Origin of the sequence: Synechococcus sp. R5-15, from assembly GCF_047462035.1 — a bacterium.
GTDB lineage: Bacteria > Cyanobacteriota > Cyanobacteriia > Thermostichales > Thermostichaceae > Thermostichus.
In genome coordinates this window covers 1-21755 of record NZ_JANSIK010000098.1, presented here as the reverse complement: position 1 = coordinate 21755, position 21755 = coordinate 1, and the positions used below count along the sequence as shown (strand labels likewise).

At 60.3% G+C, this 21755-nt stretch carries 22 protein-coding genes and 1 tRNA gene; 8 read left to right on the top strand and 15 right to left on the bottom strand.

Going from position 1 to position 21755, the window contains the following annotated elements; translation table 11 throughout:
• The coding region (locus tag NW839_RS09155; protein WP_414380593.1) for a phosphomannose isomerase type II C-terminal cupin domain at positions 1–329 on the bottom strand (329 nt) is incomplete at its 3' end.
• Between the two features lie 294 nt (positions 330–623).
• Here NW839_RS09155 and NW839_RS09150 point away from each other — a divergent pair.
• The 4 genes from NW839_RS09150 (at position 624) to NW839_RS09135 (ending at position 5281) form a co-directional block, all read left to right on the top strand.
• Entirely contained in the window at positions 624–2264 is a 1641-nt protein-coding gene (locus NW839_RS09150) for a hypothetical protein (protein ID WP_414351495.1), read from the top strand.
• Positions 2261–3391, top strand: a complete 1131-nt coding sequence (locus NW839_RS09145; RefSeq protein WP_414344739.1) for a hypothetical protein — start codon at positions 2261–2263, stop codon at positions 3389–3391. Before NW839_RS09150 ends, NW839_RS09145 begins: the two co-directional genes overlap by 4 nt.
• Positions 3392–3485: 94 nt before the next feature.
• Positions 3486–4343, top strand: a complete 858-nt coding sequence (locus tag NW839_RS09140) for a hypothetical protein (protein WP_414351494.1) — start codon at positions 3486–3488, stop codon at positions 4341–4343.
• Between the two features lie 101 nt (positions 4344–4444).
• The gene (locus tag NW839_RS09135; RefSeq protein WP_414351493.1) at positions 4445–5281 is read left to right on the top strand and encodes a universal stress protein; all 837 of its coding nucleotides are present in this window, start codon (positions 4445–4447) and stop codon (positions 5279–5281) included.
• Positions 5282–5305: 24 nt separating this feature from the next.
• On the opposite strand, the gene NW839_RS09130 is transcribed toward NW839_RS09135, so the two are convergent.
• The 4 genes from NW839_RS09130 to prmA all read right to left on the bottom strand — a co-directional run bounded on the left by NW839_RS09130 (position 5306) and on the right by prmA (position 9909).
• The gene (locus NW839_RS09130) at positions 5306–6826 is read right to left on the bottom strand and encodes a hypothetical protein (protein ID WP_414351491.1); all 1521 of its coding nucleotides are present in this window, start codon (positions 6824–6826) and stop codon (positions 5306–5308) included.
• Positions 6820–8118, bottom strand: a complete 1299-nt coding sequence (gene hisS / locus NW839_RS09125) for a histidine--tRNA ligase (protein ID WP_414351489.1) — start codon at positions 8116–8118, stop codon at positions 6820–6822. Before hisS ends, NW839_RS09130 begins: the two co-directional genes overlap by 7 nt.
• A gap of 94 nt (positions 8119–8212) precedes the next feature.
• Positions 8213–9049, bottom strand: a complete 837-nt coding sequence (locus NW839_RS09120) for a 16S rRNA (uracil(1498)-N(3))-methyltransferase (RefSeq protein ID WP_414351504.1) — start codon at positions 9047–9049, stop codon at positions 8213–8215.
• Positions 9019–9909, bottom strand: coding sequence for a 50S ribosomal protein L11 methyltransferase (gene prmA, locus NW839_RS09115; RefSeq protein ID WP_414351501.1), 891 nt, complete (start codon positions 9907–9909; stop codon positions 9019–9021). The genes NW839_RS09120 and prmA overlap by 31 nt, the downstream gene beginning before the upstream one ends.
• Positions 9910–10383: 474 nt before the next feature.
• Here prmA and NW839_RS09110 point away from each other — a divergent pair, with 474 nt between their 5' ends.
• Positions 10384–11244 (top strand): hypothetical protein, encoded by an 861-nt coding sequence (locus NW839_RS09110; protein ID WP_414351487.1) that lies wholly within the window; start codon positions 10384–10386, stop codon positions 11242–11244.
• On the opposite strand, the gene NW839_RS09105 is transcribed toward NW839_RS09110, so the two are convergent.
• On the bottom strand, positions 11241–11990 hold the full coding sequence (locus NW839_RS09105; RefSeq protein WP_414351485.1) for a phycocyanobilin:ferredoxin oxidoreductase: 750 nt from the start codon (positions 11988–11990) through the stop codon (positions 11241–11243). The two genes, NW839_RS09110 and NW839_RS09105, sit on opposite strands and share 4 nt — an antisense overlap.
• Before the next feature lie 211 nt (positions 11991–12201).
• A tRNA-Ser gene (locus NW839_RS09100) sits at positions 12202–12288 on the bottom strand.
• A gap of 151 nt (positions 12289–12439) precedes the next feature.
• Here NW839_RS09100 and panB point away from each other — a divergent pair.
• Complete coding sequence (panB, locus tag NW839_RS09095; RefSeq protein ID WP_414351483.1) at positions 12440–13225, top strand: 3-methyl-2-oxobutanoate hydroxymethyltransferase; 786 nt, start codon at positions 12440–12442, stop codon at positions 13223–13225.
• A 137-nt stretch (positions 13226–13362) separates the two neighbouring features.
• Here panB and NW839_RS09090 read toward each other — a convergent pair whose 3' ends face one another.
• Positions 13363–13791: a hypothetical protein gene (locus tag NW839_RS09090; protein ID WP_414351480.1), complete on the bottom strand. Its 429-nt coding sequence runs from the start codon at positions 13789–13791 to the stop codon at positions 13363–13365.
• Between the two features lie 156 nt (positions 13792–13947).
• Here NW839_RS09090 and NW839_RS09085 point away from each other — a divergent pair, with 156 nt between their 5' ends.
• Complete coding sequence (locus NW839_RS09085; protein ID WP_414380591.1) at positions 13948–15555, top strand: hypothetical protein; 1608 nt, start codon at positions 13948–13950, stop codon at positions 15553–15555.
• Here the strand turns inward: NW839_RS09085 and NW839_RS09080 are convergent.
• The 4 genes from NW839_RS09080 to NW839_RS09065 form a co-directional block, all read right to left on the bottom strand.
• Positions 15549–16700 (bottom strand): glycosyltransferase, encoded by a 1152-nt coding sequence (locus tag NW839_RS09080; protein WP_414351499.1) that lies wholly within the window; start codon positions 16698–16700, stop codon positions 15549–15551. The two genes, NW839_RS09085 and NW839_RS09080, sit on opposite strands and share 7 nt — an antisense overlap.
• A gap of 85 nt (positions 16701–16785) precedes the next feature.
• Positions 16786–17199: a PH domain-containing protein gene (locus NW839_RS09075; protein ID WP_011432347.1), complete on the bottom strand. Its 414-nt coding sequence runs from the start codon at positions 17197–17199 to the stop codon at positions 16786–16788.
• Positions 17200–17274: 75 nt separating this feature from the next.
• Complete coding sequence (locus NW839_RS09070) at positions 17275–17781, bottom strand: hypothetical protein (RefSeq protein ID WP_011432348.1); 507 nt, start codon at positions 17779–17781, stop codon at positions 17275–17277.
• 62 nt (positions 17782–17843) lie between these two features.
• Positions 17844–18671, bottom strand: coding sequence for an ion transporter (locus NW839_RS09065; RefSeq protein ID WP_414351475.1), 828 nt, complete (start codon positions 18669–18671; stop codon positions 17844–17846).
• Between the two features lie 137 nt (positions 18672–18808).
• Here NW839_RS09065 and NW839_RS09060 point away from each other — a divergent pair, with 137 nt between their 5' ends.
• Positions 18809–19402 (top strand): Maf family protein, encoded by a 594-nt coding sequence (locus NW839_RS09060; protein WP_414351473.1) that lies wholly within the window; start codon positions 18809–18811, stop codon positions 19400–19402.
• Here the strand turns inward: NW839_RS09060 and gatB are convergent.
• The 3 genes from gatB to NW839_RS09045 form a co-directional block, all read right to left on the bottom strand.
• Positions 19399–20871 carry an Asp-tRNA(Asn)/Glu-tRNA(Gln) amidotransferase subunit GatB gene (gene gatB, locus NW839_RS09055; protein WP_414351470.1) on the bottom strand — a complete coding sequence of 491 codons (1473 nt, stop codon included), beginning with the start codon at positions 20869–20871 and terminating at the stop codon, positions 19399–19401. The genes NW839_RS09060 and gatB overlap by 4 nt on opposite strands.
• Positions 20872–21020: 149 nt before the next feature.
• Positions 21021–21305 carry an acylphosphatase gene (locus NW839_RS09050; RefSeq protein ID WP_414351467.1) on the bottom strand — a complete coding sequence of 95 codons (285 nt, stop codon included), beginning with the start codon at positions 21303–21305 and terminating at the stop codon, positions 21021–21023.
• Positions 21302–21484: a hypothetical protein gene (locus tag NW839_RS09045; protein WP_041436250.1), complete on the bottom strand. Its 183-nt coding sequence runs from the start codon at positions 21482–21484 to the stop codon at positions 21302–21304. Before NW839_RS09045 ends, NW839_RS09050 begins: the two co-directional genes overlap by 4 nt.
• Positions 21485–21755 lie beyond the last annotated feature (271 nt).

Below are 21755 nucleotides of genomic sequence, written 5' to 3'. Positions count from 1 at the left end.
ATCAACACCAAGGGAAGGGTGCCGGGGTTTTCCAGGCGGTGCTTGGTGCAGGGGGGAATGTAGGTGGACTCGTTGGAGCTCAGCAGCATCACCTCTTCTCCACGGGTAACCTTCGCTGTGCCCCTGACCACGATCCAGTGCTCGCTGCGGTGGTAGTGCATCTGCAGGCTGAGCCGATGGCCGGGCTTCACCTCGATGCGCTTGATCTTGTACATCGGGCCTTCATCCAAAACCCAGAAGGATCCCCAGGGACGGGTCTCTGCTTGAGAGGGCACTAGCTCAAGCGCTGGAACTGCTGCTTCATTCACGTCCCGCACAGCCTGCAACATAAGATCATGTCCTTGCAAAGTCGTCCCCATCCTCTCTCAGAATCCGAGACCTCCTCATCGACAATATGGCTGAATTGGCCTACGCCAAAACTCGTAGAAAAAGACTCTCAAGACAGGGAATGCTAGTCTATCCCTGTGTCCAGTGCCTAGACACGTCAGCCCATCCCCACGCCCTACTTGAGACATGTTCTCATTAACACTAAATAGCTCTTGAGGCTCGATTGGCGATTTAACCAGTTACCCTCCAATTAATCTCCAATTAATTCTAAATTCTTGAAGCTACTGAAGTAACCCATGTTTCTCAACAGGCTCAGGGCTTTCTTGCGGCTCTTCGGGTCTACCGGGATCCTGTTTCTGCTGCTGGCTAGCCTTCTGTGGGGTTTGAAGGAAGGCTGGAGCTGGGTGAGCTTGGAGATGCAGTTTCTTGGCTATAAGGGATCCGTAGCGGCCTTGGGGCCGGATCCCCGCCTGCCCGTCGTGGGCACCACTTTTCCCCCTTCGCTGGTGCTGGCTACGGCCATTCTGGGACGATCCCCGCTGTTGCTGCAGACCATCTTGGGCTCTTTGCTGCTGGGCTGGACGTGGCGGCAGTTGCGCGGCTTGCCGGTGGAAGTGGGATGGCGCTGGCTGTGGGGTTTGTTGATGGTGGTGCAGCCGACTTTGATCTTGATGCTGCTGCGCAGCCCTGTTTGGACAGCCACAGCAGGGTTGGTGGGGGTGAACATGGCCCTGCTGTTTCCCTTGAGTAAAGAGGAGCAGGCCAGGGCAGAGACTGGGGCGGATTCTGGCGAGCTGCCCATTGCGCTACGGCTACTGCTCATTGGGCTGGCGCTGGGGCCTCTGATGGTGCTGCGTTGGGAAAGTGGGTGGCTGCTGCCCTGGGTGGCAGGGGTGCTGCTGTTGGCTTTTCGCAAACAGTCCTGGGGTTTTCGGCTGGCTTCGCTGCTGGTGGCAGGGTTTATCAGCCTGGCCCTGATGTTGAGCTGGCTGTACGTGAACTGGCTGTCGGTAGGGGATCCCTGGGCTTTCACCTACCAGGTGGGCAGCGGTCTGCGGCTGCCGCAATTGCGGGAAGACTTGCAGCAGGCGGGTGGCTGGCGGGGGGTGCTGGAGGCTGGGAAATGGCTGGCGGTGCTGGCCCCTGCCTATCTGCTGTTGGGGCTGGGATCCCTGCTGGGCCGAGGCCCGGGTCGCTGGGTATGGGCTCTGGTCTGGGGGATGCCGCTGGTCATCCTGCTGGCTTCTCTAGGGCAGGGGCTGTTTTTGCGGGAGCTGAGCCGCTTTGGCCTTTTCTGGGTGCCGCTGCCTTTGCTGATGGGCGCCTACTTGTGTCGCGGAGCCGGCCCCGGCTGGGCTAAGCGCCTGTTGATCACTGCCCTCTTGGGGTTGAACTGCCTCACTGCCGGTTATGGGGTGAGCCAAGAGCCGGGTTTCCTCATGCCCCTGGTGGCCGAGGAGCGGGATCTCTGGGAACGGCTGGTGGCAGGGTTAGTGCCCCTTAGTGGCGAGTTGGAAGCTGCCCAAAACCTGTATGAAGTAACCTCTGCTGGGCAAGCCCTAGAAGACTGGCGGAGGCTGCGGCAGGAAAAGCGCCAGGTTGGGCAGTATCTCTATCGCCACCTGTTGCCCGGACAAAAAGTGCTGGTGGACGACGACATCCACTTTGAGGCTATCTTTTGGGCAAGGGATCCCCGCTCTTTCCTTACTCCTCACCAGTACGAGTTTGCCCTGGCCCTTCAGCATCCCCAGGAAAGGGTGGACTACCTCTTGGTAGCGGGGCTGGCGGATCCCTTGCAGAGCGCCGATCGCATCCTGCAATTTTGGCCTGAGCTCAATTTTGAGGGGCTGCCGGGCTTCAGGGAGGTTTATAGCTCCCCCCAAGTGCAGCTGTGGGCTCGCCAACACCAAGAGGAACCGCAGGAGGAGAGGAGATGAAAAGGAGACGATCCTGGCAGCGGCGACAGGTGCTGCAAGCGGGCGGAGCGCTGCTGGCTGCCTATGGGGTTGCCGGCTGTGGCCAGGAGTTTTTGAGTCAGCAGGGGAGTCGCAGCCCGGAAAATGCCGAGACGGGAAGCATGAACTTGTCAGAGCTGCTGGCCCGCTGGCAGGTGGGCATTGGCGAGGATCCCGGTCGCTTCCTCTGGGAAATCGAGTCGGATCCGCAGGTGGCGGCAGTGGCGCAGGGGTGGGATCCCCATTTCCTGAGCGGCTGGCTGAACAGCTTTGATCACCGCCAGGGGGATCTCTCCTTTTGGCGCAACTGGCACCAGGCCGGGCTTTTGCGGCAGTGGTTTGAGCGGGGCTATACCCTCCACATCATCACCTGGGAAGACGACACCCACCGCCCCTGCGGCGATTACCACATCTCCAAGCAGTTTGTCCAGGATGTAGCCGAATTGGCCGGCTATATCGCTCAAGCCAACCCCCAAGGCCGCCCTACCTATTGGAGCCTGGCCACGGAGTTTTCCTATTGGCGGATCCCAGCAGATACCTACAACGCCGACACTGCTTTCTACTACCAAGCCCTAATGCGCAATGTCCTCACAGCCCGCCAAGCCATCAAGGAGCGGCTGCCGGCAGCCGAAGTAGCCCTGTGCTGGGGGGGCTGGATTGCCACCTTTGACGACCCTTCCCGGGGGGCAGGCCGCAGCATGGTGGAGCCCTTTGCCGAGACCCTGAGCCGGATGGACGGGATCGCCTTCCAGTCGATGCGCCAGCGGCGGCCAGGGGAGTTTAACCCAGAGCTGAACGGCCCGGATCCCGGCAACCCAGAGCAAATCCGCCTCTGTTGCCGCCTGTTTTCCCCTATCCACTCCAACCTGATGTTGGCCCACTACGAGCCCTCCATCAAAGACAAGCACCCCAGTGGCGGACGGGCCGACACCGTCCATACAGACTTTCAGCTCATGAGCCAGCCGGAGTGGCTGCGGGAAGTGTCTCAACTGGGGCTGCGGCACCTGTCCTTGATGCACTACGGCCTGTATAAGGGGGATCCCTTCGGAGCGCTGACCGCCGCTCGCCAATTCCGGGCACAGGTGGGCCTACCGGCTGCCACCTCATAGTTAGCAGTCGTTCCAAAGCCGGTTTTGTCCCGGATCTTGGCCCAGAGCTTAATCCTGGGGATACAATCCCCCTGAAGCTGCCGGGATCCCTGCCATGGAGAAGCTGAGATTTCTAAGGGCAAGCCTGCTGGTGAGTCTGGTGGTCAGCACAATGCCGCCGGAGCTGCCGGCCTGGGCAGGATGCGGTTTTCCCCGCGGTGCCGGCAAGACTTTTTTTTCGCTGCAGCCGGAGGTCTATCGGCCTCGCACCCGCTTTGATCAGGGGGGACGCCTGCAGCCGGCCCTTTCGGAGTACGGAGAAACCCGCCTCAACCTTTTCGCCGAGACTGGCCTTAGCGATCAGCTCACTCTCAACCTCAACACCAGCTACGTTTTCATCGAAAATCGCTTTGCCAGCGGGGCTGACACCGTTACCCAGCGCAACCAGGGCCTGCGGGATCTGGAACTGGGCCTGCGCCATACTTGGGGGAACGGGGATCCCTTCTTCTCGGCTCAGCTAACGGCCTTGATCCCGCCCGGATATGCCACCCAAGACATTCCCCTGCCCTTGGGGTACGGCGTCTTCGGCTATGATCTCAAAGTTGGGGCGGCAGCCAATACCCAGTTGGGATCCCTGCCTGCCTTTTTCGACTCCTGCCTCACGTTCCGGGACTACCTGGGCTATCCCGGCGATCGCCTCAAGGCCAACTTAACCCTTGGGGCCGATTTGACTCCTGAGCTGCAGGCCATCCTGGCTTTGGATGGAGATTTTACCTTGGGCAACGGTGCACCTTTGCTGTTCGGAGATTTGGCGGTTCAGGATCCCGACTACGACAACCTCAAGCTTTCGGGCCAGCTCAACTGGCGGCTGGAGGGAGGGTTAACGCTGGGCTTGGGGGGGTTTCAGTTCCTGGCCGGTCGCAACACCAATGCCGGCGGCGGCTTTACCGGCTATGTGTGGCTAAGTTACTAAAACCCAACAAAATGTTGCAGGACATCCCCTACGGTAACAGGGATCCGCAGGGGCAGATCTAGGATGAGTCTTGGCAAACTACGGCCCGGAGAACGGATCCCATGTCTCGATTTGAGAACCTCATTGCCGCCATCGATGGCAGCGGCCCCACTGAGCAAATGGTGCATACCCTTCTGTCTCTGCCGGCCTTTGCCCAGTGCCACGTGACATTGCTGCATGCGGTGCCTTCCCAGACCTCTGCCGAGGAGATGCGGGCTGCCTGGCAAAAGGGGCAGGAACTGCTGGCCCAAACCCTGCAGACTTTCCCCCCCCGCCCAGGGCTAAAGATCAGCACGCAACTGGTGGAAGGGGATCCCAAGGTGGTGGTGCTGCAGGTGGCCGAGTCCCTGCCCAATCCGCTGATTGTGATGGGATCCCGGGGGCGCAACCGCATCATGGCCATTTTGCAGAACTCGGTGAGCCAATATGTGTTCCAGCTCGCCTCCTGCCCAATGCTGCTAGTCAAAGACGACGCCTACGTCAAATACCCCAGCCATGTCATGGTGGCCCTCAACAACTCCCCCGCTGCCCAGGCCGCCTTTGCCACTGCCCTTGACTTGATCTCCGGCATTCAAGGGGCCCAGATCTTCCTGGCCTCTGTGCAGTTGGATGCCGACAACCCAGGTAGAGATGAGGCCCTAGATCGGGCAATCGACATCCTCAAAAACCGGCAAATCGGCCACCAGGTGTTGACGGCTGTCGGGGATCCGGCTACGGAGATTGTCCGCCTGGCTGAAGAAAGCAAGGCCGATCTGCTGGTGATGGGATCCCCTGACCGCCGACCTACCATTGCCCGCAGCATTCCCGATTTGGATCGGCTGTTGGGGCGTTCCATCTCTGACTATGTGCGGGTGCACATCGGCTGCCCAGTGCTGATGGTGCGCTCCGTCCAAGACTAAACAGGACTCAAGAGCGAGGGATCCCTAAGGCAAGATAGAGCGGTGCTCTGTAACTCGGTCGCTCTGCTGCTGACGATCCGGGCTGACGGCCCAAGCTTCAAAGATCAGCTCAGGGACTCCGGGAGGGATGGTCATGCGGGTTAAAGCTTGCCACTGCCCCTGCTCGTCACGGGAGAAGTCCAGCAACCAACGGGGGCCATCCACCAAAGAGCGAGTGCGGCCATGCTTGACCCAAAACTTGATCCAATAAGGTGGCTGGGAGGCGGCGCCGGCGGCGGAGGCAGGGGCCAAGGCCGGCAAACGCAGCACCACATCGAAATTGTCGCCCGCTCGCAATTGCTCAGGCACCAGCAGTTGTGGCGCCGGGCACACTTCTGGCGGCGGGGGCGAGTTTTTGGTGTCCTTGCTGGTGGCAGGCAGGGCGAATGCAGGCGGAGGTGGGGTGGCCGGGCTCCCTGCTGGGGCTGGCAGGGCGGCATCCTCGCCCATTGGCTCAGCTTGGGGGGGTGAGGGAAGAGGGGAAATCGGCGCCGCAGGCTGGGGGTTAGGTTCGGGTGCGGCCTTAGCAGAGGGCTCTGCCGGCTGAGTCGAGCCGGGATCCCCTCCAGCAGGAGCACTGTGCTGCCAGATGCGCAGCAGCTTTTGCAAGGTTCGTTCGGGAGAGAGCAGGGTTGCGGTCGAGGCAGGACTGGCAGCATCGGCCAGCCTCTCTTCCTCTTGCTGCTGCGGGAGGGGGATCCCTGCGCCAAGAAGTCCTGCCTCTTGGCTGCGACAGCGAATGGAAAAGGGGATGGTCAGGGTCTGAGGCGACGGCTCTGGATCCCACCAGGAGGAGGGAGTAAGGGCCAGTTCTCCCCGTAAAGGACGGGCCCACACTTGGCTGGGCAGGGTGATGGGGATGCTGAACACCGCCGTCCGCGCCCCCGCCGGGAGTTGAATTTGCCGTTGTCCCTGGAAAAGCGGCCTCTCCTCCCCTTCTGGCCAAACCTGTACCCGCAGCTCGCCGCTGCAGCCGATCCGCCCCGTCAACACCAGCACCTCCTCCGGGGATCCCTCCAATTCACTGTGCATTAGGGAAAACAGCTCTGGCGGGATGGCGACCTCTTTTTTCTGGGGGGGCTCAAACCCGGCCTCTTCAGCCACCGGGGCAGGGATCCCTCGTTCCGGCTCCAGAGGGGCAGGCACAACCTGAAAACGGAGACAATTGTCCAACTCGGTTTCACCGAACAGTTCTGCGATCAAGTCGGCATCTCGGCAGTGCAATTCCCAAAACCCAGGGGTGAGGCGGCTGGCAGGCAAAATAATGCCGATCCCTTCATCGTTGGTGCGCACAGAACGGGTTTGGACTTGTGGGGGAGTCGGGGCGGTGTCAGGGCCCTGATTCTGCGACGACAGAGGACGCTGCCGGACTTCCACCGTGATGGTGAAGTGGGGCTGAGGCGAACGGGCAACAATGGTGTAGGTATCTTCTTCCAGAACTGCGCCCTCGGCTGGTACCGGCTGCCAGTCTTCTTGGCCGTCGCGCCGAACCCAGAAATTTAACATAGCTCCATCACCTTAGGTGCTCCGCACTGCTGACCCGAATGGCATGCCAGATACTGAATCAGATCGGCTTGCAAAAGGGTTTGCTGTTGCCCTGTAGGCAGGTGCTTAAGCTGTACCTCTCCGGCTGCAGCTTCCGCATCCCCTAGCACAACAGCCCAAGTTGCGCCGCTGCGGCTGGCCCGTTTGAACTGCTTGCCAAAGGCGCTGCCGCTCAGATCCAGCTCGGTGCAGAAACCGGCTCGGCGCAGCGCTTGAGCGATCCGGAGGGATTGGGCCTCAGCCTTCGCCCCACGGGAGATCACGTAAACCTCGACCGATGTTGGCGGGATCTCCCCTTGCTTCTTTTGCAACAGCAGCACCAGCCGCTCCATGCCGATGGCCCAGCCCACCGCTGGGGTTGAAGGCCCGCCCAGCTCTTCCACCAAGCCGTCGTAGCGACCGCCCCCACAGACGGTACTCTGGGATCCCAAGTCAGGTGAGACGATCTCAAAGGCGGTGTCGGTGTAGTAGTCCAGGCCCCGCACCAAGTAGGGATCCAACTGGTAGGGAATATCCAACATCTGCAGGTGAGCTTGCACCTGCTCGAAGAAAGCCCGCGATTCTGGGCCGAGGTAATCCGGCAGCTTGGGGGCCCCCTCGGCAATCTCGCGGGTGCGGGGATCCTTGCTATCCAGAATGCGCAGCGGGTTGCGGGTGAGGCGCTCTTGGGAGTCGGGATCCAGCTTTTCCCGCAAGGGGGTGAGGTAGTCCACCAGGGCCTGGCGATAGGCCCGCCGGTCCTGCGGATCCCCCAGGGAATTGAGCCGCAAGCTCAGGTTCTCCGCCCCCACCGCTTGCAACAGCTCCCAGGCCAAGGCGATGACTTCCGCATCGGCGCGGGGATCCCGGCTGCCCAGCAGCTCTACCCCCAACTGGTGAAACTGGCGTTGCCGCCCCGCCTGGGGACGCTCATAGCGAAACATCGGCCCACAATACCAGAGGCGTTGCACATCTCCAGCCGTTTGCAGCCCGTGCTGGATGTAGGCCCGCACCACACCTGCTGTGTTCTCTGGGCGCAGGCTCACCTCTTGCTCGCCACGGGTGCTGAAGGAGTACATCTCCTTGCCCACCACGTCGGTGGCACTGCCAATGCTGCGGGCAAAGAGCTCCGTCAACTCCAGGATGGGGGTGCGAATTTCTTGGTAGTTGGCCCGTCCCAGGATCTCTCGGGCGCTGGCTTCCACCTGCTGCCAGAGCCGCACCTCCTGCGGCAGAATATCTCGGGTGCCCCGCACCGCCTGGATCATCTCCATTCTCGTTCTCCCTCCCTGGGGTGGGCCTGGCCGCCTGCTATGCCAATGGCTGTTCTCGTCAAAGGACTCCGTCCCGCTGACGCAAACGGCCTAGTTATTGATTATCGGCGACAACACTCCCCGTCGCTAGCGGAGCCAAATGACCCCGATCCAAGCTCGAGTCCAACCAGGAGTAGGTGGCGGCAATTTGGCTGGTGGCAACAACAGCGGCGGTGGTAGCTCGCAAGATGGTAGGGCCAAGGGAGACGCACACCCCCCCATATTCCTCAGCTTGCCGACGTTCGGCAACGGTCCAGCCCCCCTCTGGGCCGATGGCTATGGCCAAGACGGGATCCCTGAGCTTCGGCAGGGCTTGCACCAGCGGGGGCGCTTTGTGCCGAGCCACGGCTATACCCCACCAAAAGGACTCCGTCCGAGTAGCGCGAACGGCTTGTAGCTCCGCCAGCCAACTTGTCCAAGGGGTAGGGGGATCAACCTGAGGCCAGCGCAACCGCTCACATTGTTCTGCGGCCTCCCGCACAATTTTTTGCCAGCGTTCCTGCCGCCCAGATCCCGGTTCCAACACGGTGCGCTCTGTCAGCAGGGGAGTAATGCGCGCCACCCCCAGCTCGGTAACCTGGCGGAGCACCTCGTCAAACCCCTGCCCTTTGACCACCGCCAAGCCCAGATGCAAAGAAACAGGCAATTCCCGCGGCAGCACCTCCACCTCGCCCACAACTCGGGATCCCTGGGCTTGCCAACGGGCCGCCCACAGCTTGCCTGAGCCGTCCAAAACCAAAAAGAGATCCCCTGGCCTGAGGCGGCGCACCCGCTGCAAGTAGTGCTGTTGCAGACCAGTTAAATGGAGAACACCGCTGGGATCCCGCTGCGCCGGGTCAATCGCCAATCGGGGCAAAGCGTTCAGGTCATGCGTGCGTTCAGACAACACCATTCCCCCCGTCGCCAGAGGGCTGCCACCACCCATTCGTTGGCCTCCAGCATCTCCGCCACCAACTTGGCCTGCTCGATGAGGATGCCGCTGAGGATCAGCCATCCCCCCTCCTTCACCACCAGCCGAAACTCCGGGATCATATCCAGGATCACATCTGCCAGGATGTTGCACACCAGCCCATCCACCATTTCGGGAATCTGCTCCAGGCTGCCCTGAGCCACCACAATGCGATCCGTCAGGCCGTTGAGATCGCGGTTGTGCATCGTGGCTTGCACCGCCAGGGGGTCGATGTCCACCGCAAACACCCGCTTCGCCCCCAGCAGGGCCGCCGCCAACGACAGAATCCCGGATCCACAGCCCACATCGGCCACAGTCACTCCCTCGGCACCCCCGCCGCCCTCCAGGCGCATCTCCAGCGACTCCAGACAGAGCTGCGTGGTGGGGTGAGTGCCCGTGCCGAAGGCCATACCGGGATCCAGCCGCAACAGGTGACGACCGGGGTGAGGGGGCGGCTCCAGCCAGGCCGGACAAATGAGCAACTTATCCCCGATGGGTTGGGGCTGCCAGTGCTGCTTCCAACTGCTGCTCCAATCTTCCGCCTCTATGCGTTCCCAGCGCAGCTTCGGAACCCGCTGACCGGCAATGAGGGCATCTTGCTGCAGGCGCAGGGAGAGGGCTGCCAAATCCAAGAGGCTGACGTGAGGCCAAGGCAAATAGGCGTGAATGCAAATCTGATCTTCGCCATAGGCTTGGCTGGTCATGCCCCGACAGCCAAAATTCTCCAGCCGCCAAAAGATCAGGTCTTCTTGGGCAGGGGAGGCGATGAGACTGAGATCCCACCAAGCACCAGCGGGGTCCAGCGCTTGTGCGGGCGAAAACGGAGTGGGATTGGCAACAGTTCTGCTCACAGGGATCCCTTCACAAACCTAGGGAAAAACCAAAGTGATGGCCAACAAGATAGCGCTTCATGTCACCCAGCCGGCCAGCACTCAATGCGGCACTTTATATCAAAAATTGCAGCACTCTACTCAATCCATAGTTTAGGCTTTAAGAGCCTACTCCAGCTATCCCGGCTATCCTAGGATTTGAAGGCTTACGCCGTCGGTTCAGCAGCGAAAAAAGGGGGGGAGCCCCCCCAATTGGGGGATGACCCTCAGCGGCTCTTTGGATGACCAGCTCAGCCCTGTGAGATAGATTAAGTCCAAAAGCATTGAACAAGAATTGGATGCAGCGTTGACATTCGTTCCGAGCCTCAGTGATTTTGCGGATAGATGGGGTTTGGCTGGGGCGTACTGAGCAACGATGGAGAAGGAGCAACGCAGGTGGCGAGGTCGATGTCAACTGATGAGCAATCAGCACAGCAGGGCACTCCCCAGCCCAAGGTGGCTTCTCTAGGAGTTGCCGGGGATCGGGAAGCGCGGAAGAGGGCTGCCCATGAAGATCTTCAGCCGCTCAAAGTCAGCACCCGCAAGGACTCCGTCCCGCTGACGCGATCCGCTCTGATGCGGCGTTTTAACCAGAGCTTTCCGCCTTTTTACAGCCAGTTTGTCAGCAGCGAGGTGCAGGCCCAAAATCTGCGCTTGGCCTACGCCCTCTACCAAACCCGCAAGGCGGTGGTACAGGTGCAGGACGAAGGTCGCAAGACGGTGGTCTGTCTGGCCTACCGTAATCGACCTTCCCTGCTCAGCGATCTGTTTGGGGTGTTCACCGCTTTTAATCTCTCGGTGCACGGCATCCATCTCTATGGGCAAATCTACTCACCTCACCTGGTGTTTATCCGCACCATCGTCTCCCGCGATGGCCACAGCCTATCTTCCCAAACCAAGCTCAGTCTAGAACGGGCTATTCACGAATGCCTGGCGGGTGTGTTTCGCGTTCATGAAACCTTGGCGCTGGAGTTTGATCTGAAGGCCGGACTAAAAGACGTGCAGGTTTCTTTTTATTTTGACCCGGTGTTTCATTTGCCCACACTTCTGGTGGATGTGGACAACCAGCCGGGCGCGTTTTACCGGGTGATGACGGCCCTCGCGCAGGAGGATTTGACCGTTGTTAACCTCAACTTGATGCTCCGCCGCAAGCAGACGCGCTTTATTTTCTACTTGCTGGGGCCGGATTCAACTCCAGCCATGCCGGAGTTCCTGGGGCAAAAATTGGCCTTGAGCATCCAGCAGCGGCTGCAAGGGGATCCCGTCTAGATCTGCACGGGACTGGGAGGCAAATCGAAAAGGACGGTGTTCATGTAGCGCTCTGCCCAGGCGGGACCGAAGGCTTTTTCCAAAACGCGGCGGGTGCGGTCGTTCTGCTGTTGCTGGCTGCAATAGCGCTGCTGCCCCTGGTAGTGGGCCAAAATCTGGCCGGGATCCGTCTGTGGGGGGATCTGCTGCGCCAGCCGGCAGTGAATTTCCAGGAAACGGCAGGCAAAGTGTAAAAAGCGCTCGGCCTCTGCTTCGTCGGCAGGACGCACGAACAGACAGTAGGGAGAAAAAATCGTGCCCCACTCCGGCAACCGGCGCCGGTGTTGGAAAGGGACGAGATGGGATCCCAACGCTTCCAGCTCCTGGATATAGAGATCGGGCAAGCTGGGGGTCACCGGCGAGAGATCGACAATGGCGGCGCTCACCTGTCCGCGACCGACCACAATGTCGCAACCGAACAGCGGCAGCGGGTACTGCGGCTGCGGAAACATAACGCAATGGAGAATATCCAGGCTCTGCCCGGCCTGGGCCAGCTCCAGGTGCAGTTTGCGAAAGGGATCCCCTTGGTAGCAGCGGTTTTCAATTTGCAATTTCTCACCCTCTAGGCGGCCTTCCACGTAGCCCAGATCTTCAGGCAGAGGATAGGGGGCTAGGGTGAGGGTAGATCCCCAAACGTTCAGGATTGCCTCAGATAAGCCCTGAATGAGCGGATGCAGTTGGGCAGAGAGAGCAGGAGCGGTGAGCATAAGACCCCAAAAGAAAGGCTGAGAAACCCGTCCACGCTTGAGGGGTGGCCCCCTTCAATTCTTCAAAAGTGTCAAAAGTGCTGTGCCCAAGGCAGGGGAACTGCACCGCTGACCTGAAGGGATTGGGCGAAAGCTTCGACCCATTAAGCATCACCTCCAAGTACAGCCCATCTCTGTCCGATAGCCAGTACGTTATCGGATTACATGGTAACGGAAGGGGTGGGATTCGAACCCACGGTGACCTTGCAGTCACAACGCTTTTCGAGAGCGTCACAATCAACCACTCTGTCACCCTTCCAGTCAGCTGTGGGGCTTTACCATCTTAACGGCAAACCGAGTCTCCTGCTTCTTCCCAGCCTCAAAGCCAAGCTTGCTTCCCCCACGGGATGCGGTTGATGGGAAAGTGCTCCGCACCGCTGGCGGGAACGCCCAGATGAGATCATAGGGATATGGCTGCTCTATCCATTCACCACTTTCGCCAGGCCAAACAGGCGGGTCAACCTTTGGTGGCCCTCACGGCTGCCGACTACGCCACCGCTCAGATTTTGGATCAGGCTGGGATCGACTTGATCCTGGTGGGCGACAGCTTGGCCATGACCCACTTGGGGTATGCCAGCACCCTGCCCCTGACGCTGGAACAGATGCTCCACCATGCCCAGGCGGTGCGCCGCGGGGTAGAACGGGCCTTTTTGGTGGCCGACTTGCCCTTCTTGACTTATCAAGTCCACAAAGAACAAGCTCTCCTCTCGGCAGGGCGGTTGATGAAGGAGGCAGGAGTCAACGGGGTCAAGCTGGAAGGGGGTTACCCCGACATGGTGGAAACGGTGGCCTTTCTGGTGCAGCGAGGGATCCCGGTTTTGGGTCATATCGGCCTCACTCCGCAGGCCAAACATCAACTGGGAGGCTATCGCCAGCAGGGAAAAACCACTCCGGAGGCGGAGCGTCTGCGACAAGAGGCCCTCAGCCTGGAACAAGCAGGGGCATTTGCCCTGGTTCTGGAGCACATGCCGGCGGAATTGGCTGCCCAAATCTCAGCCCAGGTGGGGATCCCAACCCTGGGCATTGGAGCCGGGCCGGCCTGCGATGGGCAGATTTTGGTTACCCACGACCTGCTGGGGCTGAGCGAGCGGATTCCCCCTTTTGCCAAGCCCTATACCAACTTGAGGCAGGCAATCCGAGAAGCGGTGGAAGCTTTCGCCGACGACGTTCGCCAAAAAGTATTTCCCCCCCGCTGAAGGGATCCCTTACCCATTCAAAGCTTGGGCAGAGGTGCTATGCCTACGGCACCTCATACTGCTACCTACTGCTACGCAATGCTTATGGGAACGGGAACCGCACCGCTTTCTCAAGGCTGGGCAAGGATAGGGCGACCTCAGGGATCCCTGAGCAGCACCGTCCCGGTCACCACAGCGCTTTGGCCCAACCGGTCGAAGACCCGCAAGCTGAGCAGGTAGGAGCCGGGCACCAAGCTCAGGGGAGGGCGAATGCGGAAGCGGGTTGTACAGAACACCTCTCCAGACACACAATTCACCTGGGCTGCCGATAGCGTCTGCACCTCGATCCCTGACCACGACACCTGAAACGCCAGCTCCGCCGGGATCCGGCCCGGCACCGATACCGAAACCCCCAGCTCCAAAAAGCCGTTCCGATGTACCACAGAAGGGATATCGCTGCTGGTGATCAAAGGCGGCGGCGGAGTACTGGCCGTCAGCGCATCGGCACCACAACCGACCAAGGCCACACCCAGCAGGCCCAGCACCCATCCCCAAGGTTTGGATCCCAGCTTCATCACAGGGTTCATCTGAAAACTCACCTTCTCAGTATAGAGGGTGGGGATAACAGGCTTAGCGTCCTTTTCGAGAAAAACTAAAAATTCACGCCACATATAGTGGCGAGCTGGATTTTCATCCAGACCATCTGCTACAGTAAGGCCCATAACCTGTCGAGCAGCCTGGATATGGAAGGGGAAGAGGAGCTAAAAGCCTTGCGGGCGCGGGTGCGCAACCTAGAGCGATCCCTCGCCGAATCGGAAGCGCTGTCATTGCAGCAGATTGAGTGCATCCATCGCCTGGAACATCAACTGCTGGAAGCACAGGCCCAGATTCAAGAGCGGGATCAAGCTTTGCAAGCGTGTCAAGAGGAGAAAGCGCGGCTGGCCCAGCGCCCTACCCCAGAGGCTTTTCAGCTTCAGCAACAGCACATCGAAGAACTGCAGAATCTCCTGTGGGAAATGGAGCGCCGTCCAACGCTGGAGCACTACCACATTCTGCAGCAGCAGTTGCAAACCAGTCAGACGGAAATTGAAACCCTCAAGGCGGAATTGCAGCGGCGCGTCGATCCGGCCCGATTTTACCAACTGCAGCAGGAGCTCCTGGAGCTGAAACAGCAGGCCAACCAATTGGGAGAATACGCCGTCAAGTTGCCGCAGGTGCAGCTTTTGCAAGCCCAACTGCAGCTCCGTGTACAGCAGCTAGAGGAGGAAAAAGCACAATTGCAAGCGCAAATCCAAGAGTTGGCTGCTCGACCTTCTGCACAAGAACTGGAAACCCTACGGGCGGAGCTAGAGGCTGCCCACCGCCAAGCGGAAGCCGAATGGCAGCGTTTGAAGACCCATCTGGAAACCGAAAAGGCACACATGGAAGCTGACCTGAACACCGCCCGGCAACGTATTCGCGAACTGGAAGAGCGTCCTACCCCAGAGCAATGGGCACGCTTGCAGGCGGAGCTGGATCATCTGCGCCAACAGGCCTCTTTTGCCAAGGCCGAGCGGGCCACCTTGCTGGAAGAGCTGCAGCAGAGTCAGCGGCAGCAGGCCGAGCAAGCCCAACAGATTGCCAAGCTGGAAGCGGAAGCAGCCCAGGCCGCCCACCTCAGGGAAACAGAGTCCTCACAGGCGCAGCGAATCCTTGCCCTGGAGGAGCAGGTGCAGGCTTTGACCCGCGAGCTTGGTGCTTTGCGAGCCGAGCGGGATCAGCTCATGCAAGAGTTGGCCCAGCGTCCCACCCTTGCCCAGTGGCAGGAAGTTCAGCAGCAGGTGCAGGACACCCGAGAAAGCCTGGAAGCAGCCCGGCGGGGGCGAGAACTGGCCGAGGCCCATCATCTGGTCAGCCAAAAGCAAATCGAGAAGTTGCAGCAGCAGGTGATGGCTTTGAAAACCGAGTGTGTGCAGGCCCACGCCTACGCGCAAACCCAAGAAAAGGAAGTGGCCCTGCTGCAGCAGCGCAATCAAGAACTGGAAGAGCAACTGGCCACACTGCGTCAGTCGGCCTCCGCTTCCCCTCAGCCAGCGGTTGTCGAGCCCAGGTCGAATCATCGGGCCCAGGAACGGATTCCTGCCGCGGCTGACGAGTCTGCTCCTTCCCCGGCCACCACCTGGAGAACACCCATCCCAGGGATCCCGCCGCTCACCCTGGACGAGCGGGAAGAAAGTGCCCCGCTCGGCTGGCGCCAACGGACAGAAAGGCTCCTGAAACGCTCCGCTTTGGCCGCTTCACGGGCAGGAGGGGAAACGGGCAGTCGCAACCGGATTGAGTTGCCGACTTTTGTGCAGCGGCGGCCCTACTGAGCGCTCCATTCTCGGGGATCCAACCGTTCTCCAGCTTGAAAACGAGGCCAAGCCCAGCGCAACAGGGCTCCCAGCTGGGCATGAAACCGCTCTGGGGCAAATTGCAGAGCATGGGCCCGAATCCGCTGCGGATCCCATTCCTGTCGATCCGCCTGCCGCAGCCCTTCCACCAGCGCTTCCACACTGGCCTCGGGAATGAGGATGCCGGTTTGGCCGTGGATGACCGTCTCTTGGGCACCTCCCCGGTTGAGGGCAACCACGGGGCGGCCGCAGGCCTGGGCCTCCACTGCCACTAGGCCAAAATCCTCCTCCCAGGGGAACAGCAGCAGCCGGCAATTGGCTAGCAGTTCCCGGAAACGATCGGGGGGCTGATGGGGCAAAAACTCCACCTGCGGCCCCGCCAGTCGCTTGAGCCGAGCCAGCTCCGGCCCTTCGCCCACAACCAGCAGCCGACGACCCAGCCGTTCACAGGCGGCAATCGCCAGATCCACCCGTTTGTAGGGCACCAGTCGGCCTGCCACCAGGTCATAATCGGCGCTGGGATCCGCCACCGGCTCAAACCCCTGCAGCGGAACGGGCGGATAAATGACCACAGCCTCGCGGCGATAGAGCTTGGCAATGCGGCGGCGAATGTGCTGGGAGTTGGCGATCAACAGATCTGGACGTTGAGCTGCCAGAAAATCCCATTGGCGCAAGCGGTGCAGCAGCCATTGGCCAATTGCGCCAACAGGCCCGCTTCTCCCCAGCCCTTCTCGCTGCAGATACAGCTCCCGGTTCTCCCAGAGGTAACGGGTGGGGCTGTGGATGTAGCTCAGGTGCAGGGTAGAGGCTCCCGTCAGGATCCCTTTGGCAAAGGCGTGGCTGCTGGAGATCACACAGTCATAGCCGGAGAGGTCGAAGCTCTCATAGGCCAACGGCATCCAGGGCAGCAGATACTTGAGGCGGGCGTGGTAGTCAGGGCGCAACACCCCCAGCCACTTGGCCCAGCCTTGCAAAAAAGAGGTGTGAATTGTCAGCTCCTGCCAGCTCGGCGGCAGGGTGTGAGCCGAGAAGAGACTGACGTAAAGGGGGGCCTGGGGGGCAAAGGCCACCAGCTCCTGCAGAACCTTTTCCGATCCCCCCGGCCAGATCAGGTACTCATGCACCAACGCCAGGCACCCAGGCCAAGCGAATGCTGGCCCGGGAGAGGGGGAAAGGCCACAGGAAGGGATCCCCAAGGCTCAGGCACTGTCAGGACTTGGCAGAGCGGCGCTTTTTGCCAATTGGGCCGCTCACCTGCTTGGCTTTCTCGTCGATCCGCTCGTTGATGTAGTTGTAGATTTCCCGAAAGCGAGGCAAGGCCCGCATCTCCAGGCGACTGCCGTCCTTGAGGGTGAGCACCATGTCTCCCCACACGCCCAAGCCACGGGGCACCATAACCACCTTGGCAATCTCGCCGTAGATTACATCTGAGCGCTCCTTGCCGCCCCATCCCCCAATCACGGTGATGCGACGATTGGTAATCCGATAGTGTACCCACAGCTTACGCACCAGTGCCCCCACAAACAGAGGCAAGCCGACAAGTGTAGCCCCAATGAAGGAGTTCAACACCAAATCGCCACTGTGGGGGCCGCCCTCAAAAAAAACCTCCTCTTGCACCGCCATGCAGAGCACCGTCCGGTTGTTTAGAGTGTTGCCGTTAACGATCTTAAACGATTTCTCAGCTTTCCCCAACTGGGGCTAACGGCAGGTTCGGGATTGGGTCAGCCTTCGGACAGCTTGTAGGGAACGGCAGGTGGCCAAGACCAGGTAAACAAACAACACCATCACCACCACCGCCACCGCTGCGGCTCCGGCATTACCCAGCCAGCCCCACCCTTCCAGCCCCGTCAGGGCCACCAAAGCCCAAGAAGCCGGGTGCAGCATTCCCCCCAACAGGAGAATTTGCGAGAGCATTTGCCCAGCCGTAAAGCGGGATCCCAGCACCACCAGGGCCAGTCCGCCGCCGATGTTGATCAACCCCATGTTGCCCAAAAAGGCGTAGCAAATGTGCCAGGCGTACTTTTGTTTGGGCACCTCCTGCCAGAGGAGGGGCTCGGCAGGGATCCCCGAAGCCTCCTGGGGGGCGAGCGGCAACGGCTGAACTTGGCTGAGGATCCAGCCGAGGACAATGGCGGCAACCAGCATCGCCACGCCCGCCTTCACGTTCAGCTTGCCGGGGATAGTTAGCTCGGGGTGGGCCAACATCGCAGATCCTCCTGCAACCCGTCCTAGCCTATCCTGTCTTTGCCCCAAATTGGCCAACAGCCTCAATCCCTTGGATAGAGCAGTGTGCCGCAGCGCTTGCAGAATTGGGCATCCCCATCGTGCTGGGAGAGGCCACAGCCTGGGCAGGCCCACTGTACCGAGTTGCCGCTTTTTACCAGTTGCTTGATCAACTCCCCCACTTGCCAAGGGATCAGGGCTATGCCCGTCAAGATCATCAACACTGTCAGCAGCCGGCCCAGCTCAGAAGTGGGGGTGAGATCCCCAAACCCCACCGTGGTCATGGTAACGACGGAAAAGTAGAAAGCATCCAAAAAGGTGGCAAAAGCGCCAGGATTCACTGGATGTTCTACCTGGTAGATCAGCCCAGAGTAGACGAAAACAATGGCAAAGAGGGTGAAGAAAATGCGCAGCAAAATGCGGCTATCGGCGGAGATCACTTGCCCAAACAGGGTTTTGCCCTCCACCAAGCGCAGCAGCCGCAGGATGCGAAACCAGCGCAAGAGGCGGATGAAGCGAATATCGGTTAGCCCGGCAAAAAAGGGCAAAATGGCCAGCAAATCGATGAGTGAATAGAGGCTGAAGACGTAGCGCAGCTTTTGCGGGGCCGCCGCCAGGCGGAGCAGATATTCCACCACAAACAGGCCGAGAATGAGGCGATCCACCCGCTCCAGCCCAAGACGCACCTCAGGGGGAACGGGATAGGTTTCCACCACAAAGAAGGTGGATGAACAGAAAACCAGCGCCGCCACCAGCAAGTTCACCCAGCGGCTTTCCGGAGTGTCTTGATCCCCCCAATAGCGCTGGAGGATCCCAGAATGGGCAAGATCGAGATCAGTTGGGGTGGGGGCCTGTGAGGGTACAGTGGTCACAAACGGGATCCAGCTGGGAAGATATCGAGAGAGTTTCCTTTCAACGCCCATCAGGCGCACACTAACTAAGCTAATGGAAACTAGCTCATGGAGCGAACTTCCATCCAGCAAACGTCCAGGCTTTGGGTGTTGAGTCGATGTTGCCTCCTATCGTACTGGCCTCGCAATCCCCTGCCCGCCGCCAATTGTTAAAGGCTGCCGGGATCCCCCATCGCGTTCAACCCAGCTACTTCGACGAAAGCCAAATCCAGAGCTCTAATCCGGTGGAGCTGGTGCAGAAGCTGGCCTCGGCGAAAGCCGAAGTGGTGGCGGCCCAGCAACGGGAGCCCGTCTTGGTTGTGGGGGCCGACTCTGTGCTCTACCTAAATGGCGAGATCCTAGGTAAGCCGCCCAATGCCCTAGAGGCGGAACGGCGCTTGCGGCAAATGCGGGGCGAAGTGGGAGAGCTCTACACAGGCCATGCCTTAATTGACACGAAGCAGAACCGTCGCCTCACCCACTATGCGGTGACGCGGGTGTTTTTTGCCAAGCCCAGCGACGAGGAAATCCGCGCCTATGTGGCCACCGGTGAGCCGCTCAATTGTGCTGGCTGTTTTGCCATCGATGGCCGCGGCAGCCTGTTTGTGGAGCGGATCGAGGGGTGCCCCGGCAATGTTATCGGGCTGAGCTTGCCCCTGCTGCGGCGCATGATGCAGGAGTTGGGCTATTCCCTCACAGATGCTTGGAGCTAGCCGTCGAGGTGTTGCTTGAGCAGGTCGTTGGCCAGCTTTGGATCTGCCCGTCCCTGAGTTTTTTTCATCAATTGCCCGACAAAGTAGCCGAAGAGCTTGGTTTTGCCCCCCCGATACTGCTGCAGTTGCTCGGGGTTTTCTGCCAGCACCTCGGCGATCATCTGCCCCAGCAGAGCGCTATCCGAGATTTGGGTCATGCCCTTAGCTTCCACCAGGGCGCGGGCCGATCCCCCTTTTTCCAGCAGTTCCGGCAGGATCTCCTTGGCGATTTTGCTGGAAATGGTGCCCTGCTCGATGAGGCCAATCAGCTCGGCCAGGGTTTCCGGCTTCAGGGCAATGTCGGGGTAGTCCAGCTTGTGGGTGTTGAGGTAGCTGGCGATGTCGCTCATCATCCAGTTGGCGGCTGCTTTCGGGTCGGCACCGGCGGCGATCACGGCTTCAAAGTATTCGGCGGTGTTGCGTTCATCGCTGAGGTAGCGGGCATCGTACACCGAGAGGCCGTACACCTCCTGATAACGTCGCCGCTTCACACCGGGCAATTCCGGCAGCTCTGCCCTCCAGCGGGCCTTTTGCTCTTCGGTAACGCGAATGGGCGGCAGATCGGGCTCGGGGAAATAGCGATAGTCGCTGGATCCCTCTTTCTTGCGCATGCTGATGGTGCGCTGGCTGTTTTCTTCCCAAAGGCGGGTCTCTTGCACGATCCGCTCGCCCGCCTCCACAACCTTGACCTGGCGGTTGAATTCGTACTCGATGGCCCGTTGGATGGCGTTGAAGGAGTTCATGTTTTTAATTTCCACCTTCGTGCCAAAGGTCTGGGATCCCAGCGGACGCACCGAGATGTTCACATCACAGCGCAGGGATCCCTCCTGCAGGTTGCCATCGCACAGCCCGGCATAGCGCAGGATGCGGCGCAGCTCTTGCACATACTCGGCTGCCTCTTCCCCGCTGCGGATGTCCGGCTCGCTGACGATCTCGATGAGGGGAACCCCCGCCCGGTTGAAATCCACCAAAGAGTAGCTGGATCCCGATAGGCGGTCGCTGCCAGCGTGGACCAGCTTGCCCGCATCTTCTTCCATGTGCAGACGGGTGATGCCGATGCGCTTGGTACGACCGTCGCTGAGCTGGATCTCAATCCAGCCGTGGGTAGCAATCGGCAGGTCGTATTGGGAGATTTGGTAGTTTTTGGGCAAGTCGGGGTAAAAGTACTGCTTGCGGTCGAACTTGCTGTAGGGGGCAATGGTGCAATTCAAGGCCAAACCCGCTTTGACCGCGTACTCCAGCACCTTTTCGTTGAGCACCGGCAGGGTGCCGGGCAGGCCCATGCAGATGGGGTCAATCTGGGTGTTGGGGGGAGCGCCAAAGGCTGTCGCGCTGCTGGAGAAGATCTTGGAGCGAGTGCTGAGCTGGCAGTGAACTTCCAGCCCAATCACAGCTTCGTATTGCACTTTGGCGGGGGCAGCAACAGTCATGGGATAGGAAAAACTGGCGGTGTAACCATTCTAGTGTGACCTTGCAGGGATCCCAGCTCACAGACAGTTTCTGGGGACGGCAGCCCAGAACCCAGGACGAGGCCGGAGCAGCCCAGCTTGAAGCAGATCCTCAGAACAGCGAAACTTCCTCAAACGGTAGGGCGAATCTCAAAAGTGGGTAGACCTTCCGGCGGCTCGGAACGTTGCTCAATGGCCTCCACAACCGAACCGGGGCTGCCCTGTTGGCACCAGCGCAGCATGGCCTCCACCGCAGCAGGGGATCCTTCAAAAACGGCCTCGACGCGACCATCCCGCAAGTTGCGCACCCAGCCGCCAACACCGGCATTGCGGGCCATGGCTTCGGTGTGGGCGCGAAACCCCACCCCCTGAACCCGCCCCCGTACCCAGACGTGAACGCGAACCCTGTCACTCATGCCGACGGGGATCCCTCCGTTGTGCTGCAGGGTTCTGGCGACTCGGTCGGCTCCTCCGGAGTCTCTGAGGTCTGCCGATCCAGCCACCCCACAAGAACGTTGACCAGGGCAACCAAGCCTAGGAGCCCCAGCGAGATCCCACAGGCATACCCAATCGCTTGCCACAGCACGGAAGACATGAACCCAACCTCACGAACGCTTGTGCAGAGGATCCCACCCTTCATGCACCGTGACATCCTCCCGGCGCTCGTCCTACGGACAGAGCGCGGGCCACCCTTCCCGTCAGCAGGACGGAGTCCTTACCTCGCGGCTGGGCATTCCTGCCCCACGCCACTTGTCTGGGTCTACAACCCCCGACAAAACGACTGGACAGGTGGTTCCCCTTCCCCAGCCTCCCTGGCTACTGCCAGCTTGCAAAACAAGTCTAATCCACAGGGAACGGTGCATCGG

Bases quoted from the DNA above. Each gene is read 5' to 3' on its own strand.
- NW839_RS09050 (WP_414351467.1), bottom strand. From the start codon at position 21,305: ATGAGTGACAGGGTTCGCGTTCACGTCTGGGTACGGGGGCGGGTTCAG.
- NW839_RS09150 (WP_414351495.1), top strand. From the start codon at position 624: ATGTTTCTCAACAGGCTCAGGGCTTTCTTGCGGCTCTTCGGGTCTACC.
- NW839_RS09140 (WP_414351494.1), top strand. From the start codon at position 3,486: ATGGAGAAGCTGAGATTTCTAAGGGCAAGCCTGCTGGTGAGTCTGGTG.
- panB (WP_414351483.1), top strand. From the start codon at position 12,440: ATGGCTGCTCTATCCATTCACCACTTTCGCCAGGCCAAACAGGCGGGT.
- NW839_RS09130 (WP_414351491.1), bottom strand. From the start codon at position 6,826: ATGTTAAATTTCTGGGTTCGGCGCGACGGCCAAGAAGACTGGCAGCCG.
- NW839_RS09135 (WP_414351493.1), top strand. From the start codon at position 4,445: ATGTCTCGATTTGAGAACCTCATTGCCGCCATCGATGGCAGCGGCCCC.
- NW839_RS09090 (WP_414351480.1), bottom strand. From the start codon at position 13,791: ATGAACCCTGTGATGAAGCTGGGATCCAAACCTTGGGGATGGGTGCTG.
- NW839_RS09105 (WP_414351485.1), bottom strand. From the start codon at position 11,990: ATGCTCACCGCTCCTGCTCTCTCTGCCCAACTGCATCCGCTCATTCAG.
- NW839_RS09070 (WP_011432348.1), bottom strand. From the start codon at position 17,781: ATGTTGGCCCACCCCGAGCTAACTATCCCCGGCAAGCTGAACGTGAAG.
- NW839_RS09120 (WP_414351504.1), bottom strand. From the start codon at position 9,049: ATGGTGTTGTCTGAACGCACGCATGACCTGAACGCTTTGCCCCGATTG.
- hisS (WP_414351489.1), bottom strand. From the start codon at position 8,118: ATGGAGATGATCCAGGCGGTGCGGGGCACCCGAGATATTCTGCCGCAG.
- NW839_RS09110 (WP_414351487.1), top strand. From the start codon at position 10,384: ATGTCAACTGATGAGCAATCAGCACAGCAGGGCACTCCCCAGCCCAAG.
- NW839_RS09085 (WP_414380591.1), top strand. From the start codon at position 13,948: ATGGAAGGGGAAGAGGAGCTAAAAGCCTTGCGGGCGCGGGTGCGCAAC.
- NW839_RS09060 (WP_414351473.1), top strand. From the start codon at position 18,809: ATGTTGCCTCCTATCGTACTGGCCTCGCAATCCCCTGCCCGCCGCCAA.
- gatB (WP_414351470.1), bottom strand. From the start codon at position 20,871: ATGACTGTTGCTGCCCCCGCCAAAGTGCAATACGAAGCTGTGATTGGG.
- NW839_RS09075 (WP_011432347.1), bottom strand. From the start codon at position 17,199: ATGGCGGTGCAAGAGGAGGTTTTTTTTGAGGGCGGCCCCCACAGTGGC.
- NW839_RS09045 (WP_041436250.1), bottom strand. From the start codon at position 21,484: ATGTCTTCCGTGCTGTGGCAAGCGATTGGGTATGCCTGTGGGATCTCG.
- NW839_RS09145 (WP_414344739.1), top strand. From the start codon at position 2,261: ATGAAAAGGAGACGATCCTGGCAGCGGCGACAGGTGCTGCAAGCGGGC.